Source organism: Longimicrobium terrae (assembly GCF_014202995.1).
In the GTDB taxonomy this organism is placed as follows: Bacteria; Gemmatimonadota; Gemmatimonadetes; order Longimicrobiales; family Longimicrobiaceae; genus Longimicrobium; species Longimicrobium terrae.
Genome location: NZ_JACHIA010000018.1, coordinates 102,127 through 120,941 on the forward strand (window position 1 = coordinate 102,127; position 18,815 = coordinate 120,941).

At 70.2% G+C, this 18,815-nt stretch carries 16 protein-coding genes; 2 read left to right on the forward strand and 14 right to left on the reverse strand.

All coding sequences use genetic code 11. From position 1 onward, the window contains the following. The 14 genes from HNQ61_RS21950 to ileS form a co-directional block, all read right to left on the reverse strand. The gene (locus tag HNQ61_RS21950) at positions 1–1,188 is read right to left on the reverse strand and encodes a DnaA/Hda family protein (RefSeq protein ID WP_170035442.1); all 1,188 of its coding nucleotides are present in this window, start codon (positions 1,186–1,188) and stop codon (positions 1–3) included. A 715-nt stretch (positions 1,189–1,903) separates the two neighbouring features. Next, positions 1,904–2,515: a GTP-binding protein gene (locus tag HNQ61_RS21955; RefSeq protein ID WP_170035441.1), complete on the reverse strand. Its 612-nt coding sequence runs from the start codon at positions 2,513–2,515 to the stop codon at positions 1,904–1,906. Positions 2,516–2,532: 17 nt separating this feature from the next. Continuing rightward, the gene (locus tag HNQ61_RS21960; protein ID WP_170035440.1) at positions 2,533–3,018 is read right to left on the reverse strand and encodes a roadblock/LC7 domain-containing protein; all 486 of its coding nucleotides are present in this window, start codon (positions 3,016–3,018) and stop codon (positions 2,533–2,535) included. After that, positions 3,015–3,368, reverse strand: coding sequence for a roadblock/LC7 domain-containing protein (locus tag HNQ61_RS21965; protein WP_170035439.1), 354 nt, complete (start codon positions 3,366–3,368; stop codon positions 3,015–3,017). Before HNQ61_RS21965 ends, HNQ61_RS21960 begins: the two co-directional genes overlap by 4 nt. Next, positions 3,365–4,276: a tetratricopeptide repeat protein gene (locus HNQ61_RS21970; protein ID WP_170035438.1), complete on the reverse strand. Its 912-nt coding sequence runs from the start codon at positions 4,274–4,276 to the stop codon at positions 3,365–3,367. The genes HNQ61_RS21965 and HNQ61_RS21970 overlap by 4 nt, the downstream gene beginning before the upstream one ends. Next, the gene (locus HNQ61_RS21975) at positions 4,273–5,427 is read right to left on the reverse strand and encodes a DUF4388 domain-containing protein (RefSeq protein WP_170035437.1); all 1,155 of its coding nucleotides are present in this window, start codon (positions 5,425–5,427) and stop codon (positions 4,273–4,275) included. The genes HNQ61_RS21970 and HNQ61_RS21975 overlap by 4 nt, the downstream gene beginning before the upstream one ends. Positions 5,428–5,430: 3 nt before the next feature. After that, a complete protein-coding gene (locus HNQ61_RS21980) occupies positions 5,431–8,175 on the reverse strand; it encodes a tetratricopeptide repeat protein (protein ID WP_170035436.1) in 2,745 nt (914 codons plus the stop codon). Between the two features lies 1 nt (position 8,176). Beyond that, the gene (locus HNQ61_RS21985; protein WP_170035435.1) at positions 8,177–8,797 is read right to left on the reverse strand and encodes a chemotaxis protein CheC; all 621 of its coding nucleotides are present in this window, start codon (positions 8,795–8,797) and stop codon (positions 8,177–8,179) included. Positions 8,798–8,832: 35 nt separating this feature from the next. Continuing rightward, positions 8,833–10,803, reverse strand: coding sequence for a chemotaxis protein CheA (locus HNQ61_RS21990; protein ID WP_170035434.1), 1,971 nt, complete (start codon positions 10,801–10,803; stop codon positions 8,833–8,835). Between the two features lie 132 nt (positions 10,804–10,935). Then, positions 10,936–11,298 (reverse strand): response regulator, encoded by a 363-nt coding sequence (locus tag HNQ61_RS21995; RefSeq protein WP_170035433.1) that lies wholly within the window; start codon positions 11,296–11,298, stop codon positions 10,936–10,938. A gap of 44 nt (positions 11,299–11,342) precedes the next feature. After that, a complete protein-coding gene (locus HNQ61_RS22000; protein WP_170035432.1) occupies positions 11,343–11,831 on the reverse strand; it encodes a chemotaxis protein CheW in 489 nt (162 codons plus the stop codon). 236 nt (positions 11,832–12,067) lie between these two features. Further along, positions 12,068–13,030, reverse strand: coding sequence for an RluA family pseudouridine synthase (locus HNQ61_RS22005; RefSeq protein WP_205761622.1), 963 nt, complete (start codon positions 13,028–13,030; stop codon positions 12,068–12,070). Next, entirely contained in the window at positions 13,017–13,559 is a 543-nt protein-coding gene (gene lspA / locus HNQ61_RS22010) for a signal peptidase II (RefSeq protein ID WP_170035431.1), read from the reverse strand. The genes HNQ61_RS22005 and lspA overlap by 14 nt, the downstream gene beginning before the upstream one ends. Before the next feature lie 2 nt (positions 13,560–13,561). Then, entirely contained in the window at positions 13,562–16,723 is a 3,162-nt protein-coding gene (ileS, locus tag HNQ61_RS22015) for an isoleucine--tRNA ligase (RefSeq protein ID WP_170035430.1), read from the reverse strand. 167 nt (positions 16,724–16,890) lie between these two features. Here ileS and HNQ61_RS22020 point away from each other — a divergent pair, with 167 nt between their 5' ends. Continuing rightward, positions 16,891–17,589: a DUF7662 domain-containing protein gene (locus HNQ61_RS22020; RefSeq protein ID WP_170035429.1), complete on the forward strand. Its 699-nt coding sequence runs from the start codon at positions 16,891–16,893 to the stop codon at positions 17,587–17,589. A 129-nt stretch (positions 17,590–17,718) separates the two neighbouring features. Continuing rightward, the gene (locus tag HNQ61_RS22025) at positions 17,719–18,480 is read left to right on the forward strand and encodes a type IIL restriction-modification enzyme MmeI (protein WP_170035428.1); all 762 of its coding nucleotides are present in this window, start codon (positions 17,719–17,721) and stop codon (positions 18,478–18,480) included. Positions 18,481–18,815: the final 335 nt, after the last annotated feature.

Sequence of the window (18,815 nt, forward strand, 5' to 3'; positions counted from 1 at the left end):
TCAGGCCAGCTCCTCCAGCACGCGGTCTTCCAGCGCCAGCCAGTTCAGCGCCGTCTTTTCGGCGTTGAAGTACCAGCGGTCCACCTGCGGGCGCGCGCGCTCCACCTCTTCCGCCTTGCGCTCCGCGGATGCGCGGGCGCTCACCAGCAGCGCCTCGGCCTCGCCCACGCGGTCGGGATCGCGCAGGACGGGCGACTTGGCGGAATCCGCGGCCAGCGCTTCCAGGTCGGCGGCGATCAGCCGCAGCCGCGCCACGTCGTCATCGAACGACTGCAGCAGCGCGTCCAGGTCCGGCGCGGTGTCGGCCTCCAGCGCCACCTCCAGGCGGCGGGTGCGCACGCCCTCGCCCTCCCAGCGCAGAATGCTTTCCGCCAGGCGCCGCCGCCACGGCGCCGTCTCCACGATCTCCTCCACGGTGGCGGAGATGTCGGAGAGGAAGGCGCTGAACTCGTCCATCGTGTGCGCGGAGCCGGAGTGCGGCTTCGCCACGCCGGCCAGTTCGTCGCCCGCCAGCGTGCCGCCGCGCTCCGTCTGCGCCGCGCCCACGCGTTCCACCGCGGCGATGAGCCCCGCCGCGCCGTCCCCGGTGAGCCGGGCGATCTGCTCCGCCGCGTCGCCCTGCAGGGTGATGCCGCGCTGCTCCGCCGCCCGCCGCGCGATCTCCGGCCGTGCGTCCGCCTCGGCCGCGGGGAGGTCAACGGCGAGCCCGTGGATGAAGCGGGCGCGCAGGGCGTCGTCCACGCCGGGCAGGTCGGGAGTGAGGCCCTCGGCGGCGATGACGATCTGCGCCTGCGTTTCCAGCTCGTTCCACACGGCCAGCAGCTCTTCCTGCGTGCGCGCGCGGCCGGCCAGCTGGTGCGCCTCGTCGATGAGGACGAGGTCGGCGTCCAGCAGCTGTTCGCGCAGCGCGTCCACCGTGCCCGCGCCCACGGCGGCGGACACGCGGTCCACCAGGCCGTCGGCGGTCAGGTACAGCACGCGCAGCTCCGGCCGCAGCGCCAGGGCCAGCGCGCCCACGGACTGCAGCAGGTGCGTCTTGCCGGTGCCGGGGCCGCCGTGGATGAACAGCGGGTTGTACGCGGTGCGCGGCTGCTCGGCCGCACGGCGCGCGGCGGCCGCGGCCATCCGGTTGCCGGGGCCGACGACAAAGGTGTCGAAGGTGAAGCGCGGGTCCTGCGAAAAATTCATGGCTGCGATGGCGGGGGCTTTGGCCATGCAAGGTAACGGACGGGCGCGCCGAGGGAAACCGGCCGCGACCCGCCACAGGTGGGCACGCGGCTCCCTTGGGGCGTCGAAGCCCCGGCCGTCGCGCGGGCGCGTCGTGCCGGGGCTTTGCGCGTTGCGCGGCGGAGCGGGCGCAGAAAAGGACGTGAGGTTCGACGGAGCTTGGCGCATGCCGAGGCACCCCTCTCCCCCCAACCCCCTCTCCCGCAAGCGGGCGAGGGGGAGCCGTTCGGCGCGGGGTCGGGGTTCGGCTCGCGCCTGACACCTCGCGGGCCCCTCCCCGACCCTCCCCGTGCAAACAGACGCACGGAGAGGGAGAACGGCGTATCGCAGCGCTTCGGATGGTGCCGTCCGCGCGGAGAGGCCCCCTCTCCCCGGCCCTCTCCCCCGCTCCGCGGGAGAAAGGGAGACCTGATCGCGGAGGCCAGTCACAGCACGGTGGGCGATCTGCCGAGCCGTTGAAGCCCCGATCGTGGACGCGTCAGCGGCCGCGAGTCGGGGGTTTCCGCTGTTTGAGCGGCGGATTCATTCGCTCAACGGACCCCGCGGCTGCTTCGGTTTCCGCGCCGCGCACCGGACCCGCCGCCTCGATCAACCCTCCCCCAGTCTTTTTTGGGGAGGGTGGGCGAGTAGTACGAGCCCGGGTGGGGGCCGCCGTTCCGTCCGCGACCGCCGTCGGCTACACCGCGTCGCTCACGCCGCGGCCAAAGCGCTGCGACAGGCGGCGGAGGACGACTTCGCTGATCCCCTTGAGCGTATCGAACACCCCGCCCCCGCTCAGCGCCCGCGCCTCGAAGCGCGGCAGGTCGCGGTAGTTCAGCAGGTCATCCATCTCATCCAGCGACATCACGTCCGGCAGGTCGCGCTTGTTGTACTGGATGACGATGGGGATCGTACGCGGATCCACCCCCTGCTCCAGCAGGTTCACCTGCAGGTTGCGGAAGCTTTCCACGTTCTCCTCCCGCTGCGCCCGCTGGCTGTCGGCCACGAAGACGACGCCGTCCGCGCCCTGCAGCACCAGCTTGCGGGTGGCGTCGTAGTACACCTGCCCCGGCACCGTGTACAGCTGAAACCGCGTCTGGAACCCGGAAATCGTCCCCAGTTCCAGCGGCAGAAAGTCAAAGAACAGGGTGCGGTCCGTTTCCGTGGCCAGCGAAACCATGCGGCCACGTCGCTCCTCCGGCACCTGGCCGTGGATGTACTGCAGATTGGTCGTTTTTCCGCTGCGCCCGGGACCGTAGTACACGATCTTGGACGTGATTTCGCGGGTGCTGTAGTTGACCAGCGACATGGGGCCTCAGATGGCGGTCAGGCGGACGCGCCGCCGAACAGATTTTCAAGCCCGGCGTTCAGGTCGCGCTCAAAGGCGCGGGCGTCGGACGTGGGACGGACGGCGCTCCATCCCGGCAGGCGCGACACCTCGCCGGTGAATTCCCCGAAGAAGACCTGCACCAGCCCCAGGGACGAATCTTCGCCGAACACCGCGATCACGATCAGGTTTTCGGCCGGGGTGCGGAACGGGCCGATGAACACCTGCGACGCCGCGCCCCCCTGGTGCAGGTGCGAAAAGCCCCGCTCCCCCAGCATCACCGCCAGCGCCTGCGACGACGCCTGGATGCCGGCGCCCAGCGAGGCCACGCCCATGACGTCCAGCGCCCGCGCAAAGCCGCGCTGCGCAAGCACCTGGCCGCTTTCGTTGATGAGCAGCACCAGCCGCAGCCCCGCCTCGCGGGCAAAGCGCTCCACCGGCGCCTCCAGCGCCCCGACGAACTCGGGCAGATCGGTGCGCCTCATCCCAGCGCCTCGACCACCTTCTGCGCTTCCAGCCGCACCAGCCCCACGTTCACCCGGCTGTCGGCGATCACCACGAGCAGCAGGTCGCCCAGCTGCGGCGGGGCGGCGGCGAACAGCAGCCCGTCATCCCCCTCCACCTGCATGTACGCGGCGCTCCCGAACTCCGCCGTGGAGACGGACCGCCGCGCGCGGCGGAAGAGCGAGGCGACGAGGGCCGCCGCCGCCGGGCCGGGCACGCCCACCATCAGGTCCTCTTCCACGATCAGCCCGTCTTCCGCGGCCACGATCATGGAGCCGCGCACGCCGGGGATGCGGTTGATGCGGTGCAGCATGTCGCGATACGCGCTCACGCCCCGCCTCCCTCGTCCAGAAAGCGAAGCGCGGCGTCGCGCGCGCGGCCGGCCACGCGCAGCACCCATCCCGTGGGCACCTGCCGCGTCCCCGCGACCGCGACCAGCCCATCCCCCGCGGGGGCGAGACGGACAATCGCTTCCGGCGTCTCCACCAGGATGCCCTTCCACGCGCCCAGCCCCAGGTGGCGCAGCGCCCGCTCCGCTTCCGGCGATGCGCCGGAGAGCACGGCCGCCACGTCCGGCCCGCGGTCGATTCCGTCCACGCTGATCTCGCCCGCCAGCACGAAGCCCTGGTCGTCCAGCAGCAGCGCCCCCGCGATCCCCCGCTCCGCCGCAAAGCCGCGGAACTCCTGGATGATCGTGTCGAACCCGCTCGGCGGCGCCTCCGCCACCGGCGCGGCGGGGATCGGCGGAGCGGGCGCGCTCACCGCGGCGGCGATCACGGCCGGGGCGGGCGCGGGCGCCTCCACGGCGCGGGGCGCGGGCGGCCGGCCGGACTGGCGCTGCCACGCATCTTCCAGCGCGTCGCGCACCTGCTGGTCGAACGCGTCCGCCTCCAGCGCACGCTCCAGGTGGCGCACGGCGGTGCCCCAGTCGCCGCGGGCGTGGCTCAGCAGCCCGATCTCGCGGCGCGACCCGAAGTGGTCCGGCGACAGGGCGAGCGCGATGTCCCACTCGTCGAACGCCTTGACCGTGTCCCCCGCCTCCTGGTACAGCAGGCCGAGCAGGTGATGGGCGTCCACGTGGTCCGGGTGCCGCTCCAGCCCGCGGATGCACAGCTTCATGGCGGCGTCGCGGCGGCCCTGCTCGCGGTACGCCTGGGCGAGCAAAAGGAACGAGTGCGAGCCGGGGTTGGCAGCCACTTCCTCGCTCCACTGCCGAACCTGCATGGGCGACGCGCTCACCGGCCCTCCTCGTCCATCACCGCCAGCAGCGCGTCCACGGCGTCGCGGGCCCGCAGCGCGCGGGCGGCGCGCGGCGCGCCCCCGGGGTCGTCCAGCCGCAGGTAGGTGTCCCACGCGTCGCGCGCGCGGTTCAGGTCGCCGGTGCGCGCGGCGGCGAACCCCATCTGGTAATGCACGCCGGCGGCCAGCGGGTCCAGCGACGACGCGCGCCCCAGCGCCAGAATCACCTCGCCCCAGCGCCCCAGCCGGCGGTGCGCTTCGGCCAGGAGCGTGTACACCTCGGGACGGTCGGGATGCGCGCGGGCCAGGTCGTCCAGCAGCCGCCGCGCGCGGTCCGCGGCGCCGTCCGCCAGCGCCAGCTCCGCCTCGCCCAGCGCGTCGCGCAGCGGGCGCTCCATCGTGCCCGGCAGCGGCGCGTGGGCGGGCTCCGCCGTCTCGTCCAAGATGTCGGCGACGCCGGTGGACACCAGGCCGAAGACGATCTTGGCCACGTCGAAGTCGCCCCGCCCCAGCGACGCGGCAATCATCTTGAGCGTGCGCGTGCCGTCGATCTCCGCCAGCACCTCCCACTCGGTGGGGTGCAGGTCCAGCGTGGGCCCGTCCGGCGAATCCGCCACAAAGACGGGAATCACCCCCATGTGCGGGATCTTCTTTTCCAGCGTGGACCACTCGTCCACCCGCCGCGCCGCCTCCATCAGCAGCGACTCGGTGCTCACGCGCACGGGAACGCTTCCCGGCTCCGGCGCGGGCCCTTCCTCAAAGCGGAAGTAGCCGTCCTTCCACTGGATCAGCTCGAATACGATTTCCTGGATCTGAAAGCGCAGCTGCCGCCGCACCTCGTCCGCCGTCACCGCGCCCTGGTCCACGAGGATGCTGCCCAGCGGCGTTCCCGGCGCGTACTGCTGCGCCCGGCGCGCCTGCTCCACCTGCGTTTCCGTCACCTTGCCGGCGCGGAGCAGAAGGTGGCCCAGCCGCTCGTGCGCCTGCCCCAGTTCCGCCGCCGTCACCGCGCCGCGCTCAAAGCGGACGAGCGCGGGGCGCGAACGCCGGTCCTCGGGCGTAATGCTCAGCGTCCCCGTCTTGCGCGACAGGTCCAGCAGCTGAAAGACGTCCGTGAGCGCCAGTTCGCGCAGCGGTCCTTCAATGGCCATCCGCTACACTCCCGCCGGCGCGGAGCGGAACAGCCGCGCCACGTCCAGCGCCGTCGCGATGTTCTCGCGCGCGGCCTCCGCCATGGGCCCGTCCGGCGCGGCGTTGACGGCGTCGCTCCAGTGCTGGATGGCCTCGCGGAACCGGCGCTCCCCCGCGGCCAGCCCGCCCAGGTGAAAGTGCGCGTCCGCCCGGTCGCGGTCCAGCCGCAGCACGCGGGTGAAGGCGCGCCGCGCATCCTCGCGCCGGCCGCCGTCCGCCAGCGCCAGGCCCAGCAGCACCAGCGCCTCCAGGTGATACGGATCGCCCGCGAGCAGATCGACAAGCGTCCCCACCGCCTCGTCCGGGCGCGCCGCCTTGCGCAGCGCGTTGGCGAGGAGGACGGCCGCCTCGGAGTAGGTCGGCAGCACCTCCAGCGCGGCGTGGCACTCGGCGATCGCCTCCTCCACGCGGTCCGCGGCAAGGAGGAGGCGGGCCAGTTCCACCCGCGCGGCCACGAAGTCCGGGTCCAGCTGCACGGCGCGGCGCAGCGCCCGCTCCGCGTCCCCGGCCCGTCCGGCGGCCAGCGCGGCGCGGCCCAGGTGGCGCAGCAGAGAGGGATCCGCCGGGGCGATCTCGCACGCCCGGCCAAAGACGCGAACGGCCTCGGTCGCGTCGCCCTGCAGCAGGAGCGTTTCGCCCAGCACCTGCAGCGTTTCCGGATGGTCCGGCTCGTGGGCGCGCACCGTTTCCGCCGCCTCGCGCGCCTCCGTCAGCCGGTTCATGCGCAGCAGCGCGCGAGCACGCCCGCTGTACGCGGCCGCGTGGTCCGCCGTCCACGCCGCCTCGCCCAGGCGCGCGGTGGCGGCGTCGAACCGCTCCAGCGCCTCGCCGTCCAGCCCCTGGCGCAGAAAGATGCGCGCGGTCATCAGCGCGGCATGGACGGGGTCCGCGCCGCCGACAGCCGCGCGGCGGATCTCCGCCAGCGCGCGGTCCAGCAGCCCCTTGCTGAGATAATCGTCCGCCAGCGCAAAGGCATCCGCCGCGGCGGCCGGCGCGGGCGCGGCGGACGGAGCGGGCGTCAGCTCGGCGAAGATGCTGTCGAGGGCGCCTTCCTCGAAGGTAAAGCTCTCGATGCCGCGCTCTTCGCCGCTGATGCGCTCGGCCGCGTCCAGTTCCGGAGCCAGCACCTCGGCGTACTCGAACTGCAGGTCGATCGCCAGCTTGTAGCGCGGCGTGGTGTAGTACGGATTCAGCTCGAGCGCGCGCTTGGTCTCCCGCAGCGCGCCCTCGAAGTCGCCCAGGTTGCTGAGGACGAAGCTGAGGTTGTAGCGCGCTTCGGCGTGGTCCGGGTCGCTCTCCACCGCGCGGACAAAGGCGTTGCGCGCCTCCTCGTAGCGGCGCGTTTCCATCAGCACCGCGCCCACGCCGTTCCATGCGCCCGCGGCCTCGGGATTGGCGCGCAGCGCGGCGCGGAATGCGTCCAGCGCCGCGGCGTGGCGGCTGCGGCGCAGGTACATCAACCCCCGGTTGCACCACGCGTCCACGAAACCCGCGCGCAGCCGCACCGCCTCGGTGAACGACGCTTCGGCGCCGTCCGGGTCTCCGCGGTGGAGCCGAACGACGCCCAGGTTGTTCCACGCCAGCGAGTACGCCGGATCGGCCTCCAGCGCGCGGCGGTAGCTCGTCTCGGCCGTGGCCACATCGCCGGACTGGTGCAGGCACACGCCGCGCTCGTTCCACAGCTTGGGGCTGCGCTCGTCTTCCGCCAGCAGCCGGTCGTACAGATCCAGCGCCTGCGACGCGCGCCCTTGGAGGAGAAACACCTCCGCCATCGCTTGGCGGGTCAGCGACGGCTCTTCCCCCGCCTCCAGCGCGCGGCTGAACTCCCGCAGCGCCTCCTCGTACAGCGCCTTCTGACGAAAGGCGATCCCCAGATTGTAGTGCGCCAGCACCTCGCCCGCGGCCACCTGCGGGCGCTGCACGCGGTCGCCCACCAGCTCCAGGTAGCGGGCGGACGAGTAGCGGTCCAGCGACAGGTTGGTCTGGGCCTTGGCGTAGTTGGGGTTGAGCTGGGTGGCGCGGCGGGAGCTGGCACCGGCCCGCTCCATGTCGCCCATGTCGCCATGGACAAAGGCGAGCACGTAGTGGGCGTCGGCCAGGTCGGGGTTGAGTTCGATGGCGTGCGTCAGCTCGCGCAGCGCCTCTTCGTTCAAACCCCGGTTGTAATAGAGTTCGCCCAGGGCGAAGTGGAGGAAGGCGCTTTCCGGGTCCAGGCGGCGGGCCTGCTCAAACCACTCCATGGCGGCCTCGTAGTGGCCGCCCGCCTTTTCCGCCTGCCCCAGCGCGCTCAGGGTGCTGAGGTCGCCCGGGTGCTGCGCCAGCACGCGCTTGAGCTCGGCCACCGCGCCGGAGACGTCGCCGGTGTGCACGTACGCCTGCGCAAGACGGCGGCGCGCGTCGGCATCCGTGGGATCCTCGCGCAGCCGCTCGCGGAGTTCGCTGATCAGCCGGTCGTAGTAGCCGGTGTTGAAGTAGGCGATCTCCAGGTTGCGCTGGGCCACCTGCATCTTGGCGTCGATGGCCAGCGCGCGCTGGAACTGGCCGATGGCCTCCTCGTACATCCCCTTGTTGAAGTACAGGACGCCGAGGTTGTTGTGCGCGCCGGCGTCCGCGGCGTCGATGCGCTGCGCAAAGCCGCGCAGAATGCGGAGGTCCCGCTCCGAGTGGGGCGGGCGGACCGCCGCGCCGGGGGCGGAGGTGTCCGTCACGTCAGGCCAGACGGATGCTCTCGAGAATCTTCTGCAGCGACTCCACGTCCGGCAGCAGAAGAAACTGCCCCGCCACGCTCGACGTTTCGTCCATGCTGAACTCGGTCTGAATGCAGAACACCAGGTCGCGCTCGTGGCCGAAGTTGGTGTACGCCGTCGTCATCACCGCGCCGCACAGGTCGATCACCAGGGACGGCACGCTGGGCAGCAGCATGAGCCCCATGAAGTCGCTGATGGCGTTCATGTAGGCGGCGCTGAGAATGTTGCCCGCCTCCTTGATGGCGCTCTGCTCCAATTCGCCGAACACGTGCGCGCTGTTGACGGGGCGATGCAGCAGCATCTCCGCCAGCCGCATGGCCGCGTTGCGCGGAAAGATGAGCAGCGTGCGGCCGGTAAGGTCGCCCAGCATGTGCATCAGCACGGCGGCCACCACCTCGTCGGGGCTGCCGATGGCGTCCGGCACCTCCTCCAGCGGAACCACCTGGAGGCGGGGGACGTTGATCATGATGCGGGTGTTGGTCATCTGCGAGAGCGCCGTGGCCGCGTGGCCGGCACCCATGTTCGACACCTCGCGGAGCCCGTCCAGCTGCACCGCCCCCAGTTCCCGCAGATCGAGCGTCATCGGACTCCGTCCGTTCAGGTCGTTCGGATTGATGGTCAGGCCGCGTGCGCGGCCGCGCCGAGCAGGGAGCCGGCGTCCAGAATCAGCGCCGGCCGGCCGTCGGAAAGAATGGTGGCGCCGCTGAACAGGCGCAGCGTGTCCGCCGTGGCGTCAAACGCCTTGACGACGATCTCCTGCTGCCCCACCAACTGGTCTACCTCGAGCCCCACCCGCTGCTCGCCCACTTCCAGGATCACCGCCGGCCGCTTTCCCTCCGGCCGTTCGCCGCCCGTGCGGAGGAGCGTGCGCAGCGAGTGCAGCGGAATCACCTCGTCGCGCAGAAAGGCGACGGTGCGCCCCTTCACGGCGCCCACTTCTTCCGCCAGCAGGTGCACCGTTTCGCCCACGTGCGTCAGCGGCAGCGCGTACGTTTCGCCGGACTGGCGCACCAGGAGGGCGCGGACGATGGCCAGCGTGGCGGGAAGCTGCAGCGTCATGGACGTGCCCTGCCCCGGCGCGCTTTCAATCTCCAGCATGCCGCCCAGGGCGCGGACGCGCGTGGCCACCACGTCCAGCCCCACGCCGCGCCCGCTCACGTCCGTCACCGTCTCCGCCGTGCTGAAGCCGGGGCGGATGATGAGGCGGTCCACGTCCTCGCTGCTCATCCCCCGCGCCTCCTCCGCGGTGACGAGGCCGCGCGACACCGCCTTGGCCAGCACGCGCTCGCGCTGAATTCCGCGCCCGTCGTCTTCGACGCGGATGACGATGCGGCTGCGTTCGCGCGCGGCGGACAGGCGCAGCGTTCCCGTTTCCGGCTTGCCCACGGCGCGGCGGTCCGCGGGGGACTCGATGCCGTGGTCCAGCGAGTTGCGCAGCAGGTGGACGACGGGGTCGCCGATCTCGTCCAGCATGGAGCGGTCGAGCTCGATCTCCTTGCCTTCGATCACGAAGTCCACCCGCTTGCCCAGCGACCGTGCGGCGTCGCGCACCAGCCGGGGAAAGCGGTCAAACACCTGCATCACCGGCGCCATGCGCGCCTGCATGATCTCGTCCTGCAGCTCGCCGATGAGCCGCGCGGCCTGGTCGATGGCCTCCGCCAGCTCCGGCGTGGCGCCCCCGGCCAGCCGCCGCATGCGGTCGCGCACGATCACCAGCTCGCCCACGCCGTTGACCAGCGCGTCCAGCCGGCGCAGATCCACGCGGATGTTCCGCGCGCGCCCGGCGGCCCCGGCGCGGTCGTCCGCGCCCCCGGCCGCCTCGGCGTGCAGCACGTCGTCGAGCGCCGCATGGTCCGCCTCGTCCAGCGGATGGACGGCGGCGGCGGGCTCCGGCGCGGCCCGGCGCAGCTCCACGTCGCGGATTTCGCCCGCGGAGCGGATGGCGGCCTCCACCTCGGCGTCCGCCGCCTCTCCGCGGAGCAGAAAGCGCACGGTGCCGTTGAAGTCCGCCTCCTGCATGGCGGCCTCGGAAGGGTCCAGCTCCGTGACCTCGCCCAGCCCGCGCGCGGCGCGCACGGCCATGAAGGCGCGCACGGCGGGGAGCGCGGAGGCGGGGTCGACGGTGAAGCGGACCCGCAGCGTGCCCGCGGGCGCGGCGGAAAGCCCGGCGTCCGGGGTGGCGGAAGGCGCGGCCTCCGCCGGGGCGGCGGATTCGCCCGCCAGTTCGCGCAGGCGGGCCACCACGGGAAGGACGGCGCCGTCGTCCTCGCCGTCTTCCACCGCGTGCTCGATGCTGCGCTCCAGCGCGTCGGTGGCCGCAAAGAGCACGTCCACCATGGCCGAATCGGGAACGGCCCGGCCCAGGCGCACGCGGTCCAGCAGGTTTTCCATCTCATGGGCGATATCCGCGACGGCGCGGTAGCCCATGGTGGCCGACATCCCCTTGATGGTGTGCACCCCCCGGAACAGCCCTTCCACCGGCTCGCGGGCGCGCGGATCGGCCTCCAGCGCGAGCAGCAGGTGGTTGATCGCGCTGACGTGCTCGCGCGATTCGCTCAGAAAGAGCTCGGCGTACTGGGAGAGTTCCATGGGGGAGGAAGTGCGTGAGTGCTGTGTGCGTGAGTGCGGAAGGGTGAATCAGATACGGCCGACGGCGCCGGGAAGCTTCCCGGGCGCCGTTCACTCACGCACTACCGCACCCCGCACTCACGCACTCGCCGTTCAGCCCAGAACGCGCTGAACGGCTTCGAGCACGCGCGAGGGCTGAAACGGCTTGACGACGAAGTCCTTGGCGCCGGCCTGAATCGCCTCGATGACCAGTGCCTGCTGCCCCATGGCGCTGCACATGAGGATCTTGGCGGACGGGTCGTCCTTCATGATCTCGCGCACGGCGTCGATGCCGCCCATGTCGGGCATCACGATGTCCATCGTCACGAGGTCGGGCTGCAGCGCACGGTACTTGTCGACCGCCTGGACGCCGGTCTCGGCCTCTCCCACGATCTGGAAACCCGCCTGGGAGAGGATGTCGCCGATCATCGTGCGCATGAAGATGGCGTCGTCGCAGATCAGCACGGTCTGGCTCATGTGGCGTCCGTTTGGGTGTCCGGGTGGGGACGGTATGGGTTAGGTCAGGCCGCAAGAATGGGAGAAATGACCTCGTCGGGGTCGATGGCCACGAACACCTGGCCGCCGGTTTCTCCCACCCCGCGCAGGTACGCCCGGTCGATGCGTACGGCCCGCAGCGCATCCGCCGCGTCGGCCAGCGCCGCCGGGTCTACATCGACGATCCGGGACACGTCGTCCACCGCCAGTCCGGCGAGCCTGCCCCGGTGGTCCACGATGACGATGCTGTGGTCCGGGTTGGCCGCGGCGGGCGGCAGGTGCAGGCGCGCGCCCAGGTCCACGACCGTGACGATGCGCCCGCGCAGATTGATGAGCCCGCACACGTGCGCGCCGCTTCCGGGAAGCGGCGTATAGGCACGGGCGGGGATGATCTCGCGGATGCGTTCGATGGCCACCGCAAAGCGGTGCTCGCCGACGCTCAGCAGCGCCATCCGTTCCAGCGCCACGACTTCCGTGTCTCCGGCCGCGGTTTCGTGCGTATGGGCTGGAAGCATGGATCCGGGAAGTCGCGCCTGGATGGGTGAGCGGACAGTATAGCGAGGGGGCCGGGTGGGGTCAACAGAAGTGCGTGAGTGCGGGGTGCGTGAGTGCGTGAGTGCGACGGAAGCCCGTCCGCCCCTCCATTCCTCGCCGGAATCCGGTCCCCGTGGCTCGCTCCGTCATCCCCTCCCCGCTGTTCCCCCGCGCCCCTCCGCCACCCCCGCGTCCTCCGCGTGAAACGGTCTGGGCTCTATTTCCGCGCCCACTCCGCCGCCAGAGCCAGATCCGGCGGCAGCGGCGAGTGGAACGTCATGGGCTCGCCCGTGCGCGGATGCGTGAAGCGAAGCTCGGTCGCGTGCAGAAACTGGCGCGGCACGCGCTTCGTCAATCCCGCCGCCCAGATGCGGTCGGCGCCGGTGATGCCCCGCTGCCGCTCCGGTCCGTACGTGCGGTCCCCGACGACGGGGTGGCCGATGTGGCGCAGGTGCACGCGGATCTGGTGCGTGCGCCCCGTTTCCAGCTCCGCGCGAACGAGGTCCGCCGCGCGCCACCGCTCCACCCGCGTGAAGCGGGTCCGCGCCACGCGGCCGTCAGGGACCACGGCCATCCGCGTCCGCTCGTGCGGGTGCCGGCCGATGGGCGCATCCACCAGCATGGCGTCTTCCGGCAGGTGCCCCCACGCCGCGGCCAGGTACAACCGCTTCACCCGGCGCGCGCGCAGTTCGTCGGAAAGGGCCTGGTGCGCGTCGTCCGTCTTGGCGACCACCATCAGCCCCGACGTGTCGCGGTCCAGACGATGGACGATCCCCGGCCGCAGCACCCCGCCGATTCCCGACAGGTCGCGCACGGCGTGAAGGAGCGCGTTCACCAGCGTGCCGTCCGCGTTCCCCGGCGCGGGGTGGACCACCAGCCCGGGCGGCTTGTCGATGACCAGCAGGTCGTCGTCCTGATAGGCGATGGAGAGCGGAATGTCTTCCGCGCCCATCGGCGACGCGGCGGGCGGCGGAACGCGCACCTGCACGCGGTCGCCCGGCACGGGGCGGTCGCGCTTGCGGGGAGGCGCGCCGTTCAGCAGCACGCGGCCCTCCTCGATCAGCTTTTCCACGCGGCTGCGCGAAAGGCCCAGTCGGGCCGCCAGCCAAGCGTCCAGCCGGTCGCCCGCCTCGTCGCCGGCGATGAACTCGGTTACTTCGTCGTCCTCAGGTCGCGGCAACGTCGCCTTCTGCTTCCAGTTTCTGCTCTTCGCGCCACAGCGACACGGCCAGCAGCAGCGCGCCCACCGTCACCCCGATGTCGGCCACGTTGAACACCGGCCAGCGGTGCCCCGCCAGGCCGAAGTCCAGAAAGTCCACCACCCCGCGCGACGAGCGGATGCGGTCGATCAGGTTGCCGATCGCCCCGCCGGTCACCAGCGGAATGGCGATCATCCGCAGTCGGTCGCTCCACGCGGACTGCTGGTACATGCGGTACAGCGCCACCGACGCCAGCACGGGCAGAATGCTGAAGGCAATGCGCGACCATCCGCCCAGGTGCAGCCCGAAGGCCGCGCCGGGGTTGTAGATGTACGTCAAGCGAAAGAAGTCGCCCAGCACGGGCACCGGGCTGTACAGCCGCAGCTTGCTCTGCACCAGCACCTTGGTGGCCTGGTCCAGAAGGATCCAGGCCACCACCAGCGTCAGGTACAGCGTCGTCTTCCTGCGCGCCTCGTCCGCCGGAGTGCCGGCGGTGATCGGTTCTGCCATCCTCAGTCCTTGTCGCCCACGCGGCCGATGGCCACCGTTCCCGTGACGCCGTCCAGGTCAATCTCGCGCGAAGCCTCGTACCGCTCGAATTCGACGACGCTGCCGTGCTCCACCTCGACGGCTAGAACTTCTCCCGCCACGAAGTCGCCCCAGCGCTCGGCCACGTCCAGGATCTCCCCATCGCCAAAGATTCCCAGGCTGATGCGGTCGCTGACGTGGAACCCGCTTTCCTTGCGCAGGTTCTGCACGCGGTTGACGAGTTCGCGCGCCAGTCCCTCCAGCCGCAGCTCCGGCGTGAGGGTGGGATCGAGCGCGATGGTGAAGCCGCCCTCCGCCGCGATGGCGAACGCGCCGCGCGCGCCCTGCACGATCTCCAGGTGCTCGCCGGTGATCTCCAGCTCCTCGCCATCCACCGTCACCGTGAGCCGCTCGCCGCGGCGGAAGGCGGAGAGCGCATCTGACGCCAGCGCGCGCACGGCGTCACCCACCCGCGGCGTCCGCTTGCCGAACGCGGCGCCGAGGGCCTTGAAGATGGGCCGCGCGCTGAAGGTCACCAGCTCTTCGGCGCGATGCATGAACTCCACCGCGTGCACGTTCAACTCGTCCCGAAGAATGCCGAGCAGCGTGTCGTCCACCTCATATCCGTCCGGCACGACGGCGTACACGGTCCCCAGCGGCTGGCGGACGCGGATGCTCACCTGCTCGCGCGCGGCCCGGCCCAGGGTGGAGAGCGTGCGGACGGCGTTCATCCCGCGCTCCAGCTGTTCATCCCTCGCGCCCGCGTCCACGGCGGGAAAGGAGGAGAGGTGCACGGATTCGCCGGTGAGGGCGGTGTGCAGCCACTCCGACAGGAACGGGGCGACGGGCGCCATCAGCTGCGCCGTGGTCACCAGCGCGGTGCGCAGCGTGGCGAACGCGGCCTGCGTGTCCGCCCGGTCCGCGCTCCCCCAGAAGCGGTCGCGCGAACGGCGCACGTACCAGTTGGAAAGGTCGTCCGTGACGAAGTCGCTCACCGCGCGCACGGCGTGCGTCAGATTGTAGCCCTCCAGATCCGCCGTCACCTCCGCCGTCACGCTCGCCAGGCGCGACAGGAGCCAGCGGTCCAGCACGCCGCGATCGGCCGGCGCGGGAACCTCCGCATCGGCCGAAAATCCCTCCAGATTCGCATACAGCGCAAAGAAGCGGTACGTCTGGCGCAGCGTGTCGAACGTCTTGCGCTGCACGTCCTTTACGCCGTCCGGATCAAAGCGCTTGGGCAGCCACGGGTGCGACGAGCCCAGCAGGTACCAGCGAATGGCGTCCGCGCCGAACTGCTCGACGGCTTCGGCCGGATTGACCGTGTTGCCGCGCGACTTGCTCATCTTCTGCCCGGCGGCGTCCAGCACCAGGTCGTTGACGACCACGTTGCGGTACGCCGGGCCGCGGCCCAGCAGCGTGCTGATGGCCAGCAGCGAGTAGAACCATCCGCGCGTCTGGTCCACGCCCTCGCAGATGAAGTCCGCGGGAAACTGGCGCTCCTGCAGATCCTTGTTCTCGAACGGATAGTGGTGCTGCGCAAAGGGCATGGCGCCGCTGTCGAACCACACGTCGATCACTTCGGGCGTGCGCCGCATCGTCCCGCCGCACTCGCACGGGAACGTCACCTCATCGACGTACGGGCGATGCGGATCGGGAAGCTCGGCCAGCCCGCTCTTCTCGCGCAGTTCATCGAACGAACCGATGAAGTAAACGTGCGACGGATCCGTCTCGCACACCCACGCGGGGAGCGGCGTGCCCCAGAAGCGGTTGCGGCTGATGGCCCAGTCCACGTTGTTTTCCAGCCACTCGCCGAACCGGCCGGCGCCCACCTCGGGCGGGAACCAGCGGATTTCGGCGTTGTTCGCCATCATCTGCTCGCGCACCTGCGTGGTGCGGATGAACCACGAATCGCGCGCCATGTACAGCAGCGGGCTTCCGCAACGCCAGCAGTGCGGATAGCTGTGCTCCTCGCGCGACGAGCGGAACACGCGGCCCAGGCGCTTGAGTTCGATGACGAGATCGGTATCCGCGTCCTTGGCGAACACACCCGCGACCAGCGGGATGCCTTCCTTGAAGCGCCCGCGGTCGTCCAGCGGCATGATGATCGGCAGGCCGACCTCCTGCCCCAGCTTGTAGTCGTCCGCGCCGAAGGCGACAGCCGTGTGCACGATGCCGGTGCCGTCCTCCGCCGTCACCCACTCGGCGGGATACACCTTCCACGCGCGGTCCACCACCTCGTCCGCGAAGCCGACGGGGTTCGCCCAGTCCAGCGGCCGGCGGTAGCGCAATCCGACCAGTTCCGAGGCGGAAAAGGTGCGGACGATCCCTTCTTCCGAGCCGAACAGGGGCGCCACGCGGGCGCGGGCCAGCACGTAGCTCCGCTCCTCGTGCAGCACTTCCGCGTACTCGAACTCCGCGTTGACGGCGAGCGCCACGTTGCTGACGACGGTCCACGGCGTGGTGGTCCACACCAGGAACTCGCGGCCGTCCGGCTCGCCGTCCGCGCCCAGGATGGGGGCGGTGAAGTAGAGCGACGGGTCCTTTACGTCCTTGTAGCCCAGCGCCAGCTCGTGCGACGACAGGCCGGTGCCGCAGCGCGGGCAGTACGGCAGCACCTTGTGGCCCTTGTAGAACAGGCCGCACTCGCTGATCTGCTTGAGCAGCCACCAGACGGACTCGATGTATTCCGGCTGATAGGTGACGTACGGGCGCGAGTAGTCCAGCCAGTAGCCGATGCGCGCGCTGAAGCGTTCCCACTCTTCGGTGTAGGTGAGCACGCTTTCGCGGCACACCTCGTTGAAGCGGGCGATGCCGATTTCCTCGATCTCGCGCTTGCCGCTGATCCCCAGCTTCTTTTCCGCCTCGATCTCCACCGGCAGGCCGTGCGTGTCCCACCCCGCGATGCGCGGAACGTGACGCCCTTGCATGGTGCGGAAGCGCGCGACGGCGTCCTTGATGGTGCGCGAAAAAACGTGGTGAATGCCGGGGCGGCCGTTGGCCGTGGGCGGGCCCTCGAAGAACACGAAGGGCTCGCCGTCCTGGGTGCGCTCCAGGCTCTGGCGAAAGGTGTCCTCGGCCGTCCAGCGGCCCAGGACCTCTTCTTCCAGCGCGTTGACCGACGGGGGAAGCTCGGGAAAGTTCTTCATCGACCGATCTGATGACGACAACGCCGCGCGGGGCGGCGGATAAGCGCGAAACCCGGAATATAACGCGCCCGGCAAGCGCCGCGACCCCGATGGCCGTAAACTGTCCGGAACGATCCCGACACACTCAATGATTGGTCCCGGACCACGACTAACAGGAAGAAGGCAGCATGAAGAACAAAGGCGAAGAGTCCATGAACCTGGTTGACCGCGCATGGCAGATCTGGCCGCTCCTGGTGCACGCCGCGCGAAATCGCCAGACGCTGACCTATGAGATGATCGCGCAGCTTACGGGGATGGCGACACCGGGGGTGGGCGGCGTTCTCGAACCGATCCAGTCGTATTGCCTGCTCAACAAGCTTCCCGCCCTGACTGCGCTGGTCGTGAGCAAGAAGTCCGGACTTCCGGGAACCGGGTTCATCGCGGCGCAAGACGTTCCGCGGGAATTCGTGCGCATCTTCAGGCACAACTGGACCGCGCTACCCTGCCCCGGTCCCGCCGCGCTCGCCGAAGCGGTCCAGCGACTTCCATCCAACGGCATCTCTTTGGACGAGCAAGCGCCGTCCGCTAAGCCCTCGCCTTCGTCCCCGAAGAGAGTCCGGGACCAGGCGTTGGCGGGTAAATTCGAGTCTCTGCGGATTCACCTCCAAGCGCAGCAGGCTGGCAGAGTCAGGATGACTTTTTCGGAAATCGTCGATATGATCGGTGTGCCCCTCCCACAATCGGCGTTTACGCACCGCGCTTGGTGGAGCAATCCATCGGATACAAGCAATCGTCGGCATGCGGCCGCGTGGATGGCCACAGGGTTCCGCGTCACGGATCTGAACCAGGATCGTGAGTCCGGCTGGGTGGTGTTCGAACGCCCGTAGCACTGGAGTCCAGCAGCGGTAGAATTGCTTCGACGCCCCCCGCCACCCTTCTGTCAGGGCGAATCGCCGTTACCGACCCGACCTGGCTCTTGCGCCAGCCAGCCACATCCTCTTCAGCGACCTACATTCGTGCATCCACAAAGCCCCGTCCTGCGCGCCCTCGCTGAAAAGTGGGACGCCGTTCCCGCCGCCGAGCGCGCGAACTTTCAGTCGTACGCCACCGAGTTCTGCGCCGCGCTGGGCGTGGCGCTCCCGCAGCCACGCGGGTCGGGGTACGAATTCGAGTACCCGGTCACCACCACCGACCGGCGCACGGGCAAGGACGCGACAAACTTCATCGACCTGTATCACCAGGGCCGGTTCATTCTGGAGGCCAAGCACACCGACGCGGGATTGGGCGCGGACCGCGTGCTGGGCGCGGCGTACGGACAAGCCAAGGGCTACGCGGGTGACGTCCCGCACGCGCCGCCGCCGTACCTGATGGTGATGAACATCGCGCGCACCCTGCTGGTGTGGGATCGTTGGAGCGGCAACTATGGCGGCGTGAACGCGTCCCGCCGCATCGACCTGCGCACGCTTTGGCAGCGCGACGACGACATCGAGTTCCTGCGCACCGTATGGAACGATCCGGATTCGCTGAATCCCGCCATCCGCGGCCGCGTGGTGACGCGCGAGGTCGCCGAGCGGCTGGCCAAGCGCTCCGCCTCGCTGGAAGGGCGGGGCCTGGACGGCGAACGCGTTGCGCGGTTCCTCATGCGCTGCGTGTTTACCATGTTTGCCGAAGACGTAGGACTACTACAAGGAAAACCGTTCCAAACGGCACTGCAGGCAATCGGGGGGGGGGGGGGGGGTAAATCACACAACACCAACAGGTTACAGAGAAACACCTGACGCAACCGATTTTACTCGCGGCCTGACTGCTCTGTGGCAGGCGATGGACCAAGGGGGAATTTTCGGATGGCAGAGACTACTTAGGTTCAACGGGCGGTTCTTTGCCGATGCCGAGGTCCTGCCGATGAATGCGGGCGACTTGGCCGCACTGCATGACGCCGCGCAGGCAAACTGGCAGTACGTTGAGCCAACTATATTCGGCACACTGCTGACGCGGGCGTTAGATCCCAAGGAGCGCCATCGCCTAGCAGGGCGCTAAAAAAGTGGTCGTTTGCTGGCGCGGATCCGAAATGCAGGTCCAAAAAAAGTTCTGCTCGGTGCCCAGAGGAAAGCCG

What these genes read in the sequence shown, in the direction of transcription:
- HNQ61_RS21985 (WP_170035435.1), bottom strand. Translation starts at nt 8,797, where the DNA reads ATGACGCTCGATCTGCGGGAACTGGGGGCGGTGCAGCTGGACGGGCTC.
- HNQ61_RS21960 (WP_170035440.1), bottom strand. Translation starts at nt 3,018, where the DNA reads ATGAGGCGCACCGATCTGCCCGAGTTCGTCGGGGCGCTGGAGGCGCCG.
- HNQ61_RS21950 (WP_170035442.1), bottom strand. Translation starts at nt 1,188, where the DNA reads ATGAATTTTTCGCAGGACCCGCGCTTCACCTTCGACACCTTTGTCGTC.
- HNQ61_RS21990 (WP_170035434.1), bottom strand. Translation starts at nt 10,803, where the DNA reads ATGGAACTCTCCCAGTACGCCGAGCTCTTTCTGAGCGAATCGCGCGAG.
- HNQ61_RS22000 (WP_170035432.1), bottom strand. Translation starts at nt 11,831, where the DNA reads ATGCTTCCAGCCCATACGCACGAAACCGCGGCCGGAGACACGGAAGTC.
- HNQ61_RS22020 (WP_170035429.1), top strand. Translation starts at nt 16,891, where the DNA reads ATGAAGAACAAAGGCGAAGAGTCCATGAACCTGGTTGACCGCGCATGG.
- ileS (WP_170035430.1), bottom strand. Translation starts at nt 16,723, where the DNA reads ATGAAGAACTTTCCCGAGCTTCCCCCGTCGGTCAACGCGCTGGAAGAA.
- HNQ61_RS21975 (WP_170035437.1), bottom strand. Translation starts at nt 5,427, where the DNA reads ATGGCCATTGAAGGACCGCTGCGCGAACTGGCGCTCACGGACGTCTTT.
- HNQ61_RS21955 (WP_170035441.1), bottom strand. Translation starts at nt 2,515, where the DNA reads ATGTCGCTGGTCAACTACAGCACCCGCGAAATCACGTCCAAGATCGTG.
- HNQ61_RS21995 (WP_170035433.1), bottom strand. Translation starts at nt 11,298, where the DNA reads ATGAGCCAGACCGTGCTGATCTGCGACGACGCCATCTTCATGCGCACG.
- lspA (WP_170035431.1), bottom strand. Translation starts at nt 13,559, where the DNA reads ATGGCAGAACCGATCACCGCCGGCACTCCGGCGGACGAGGCGCGCAGG.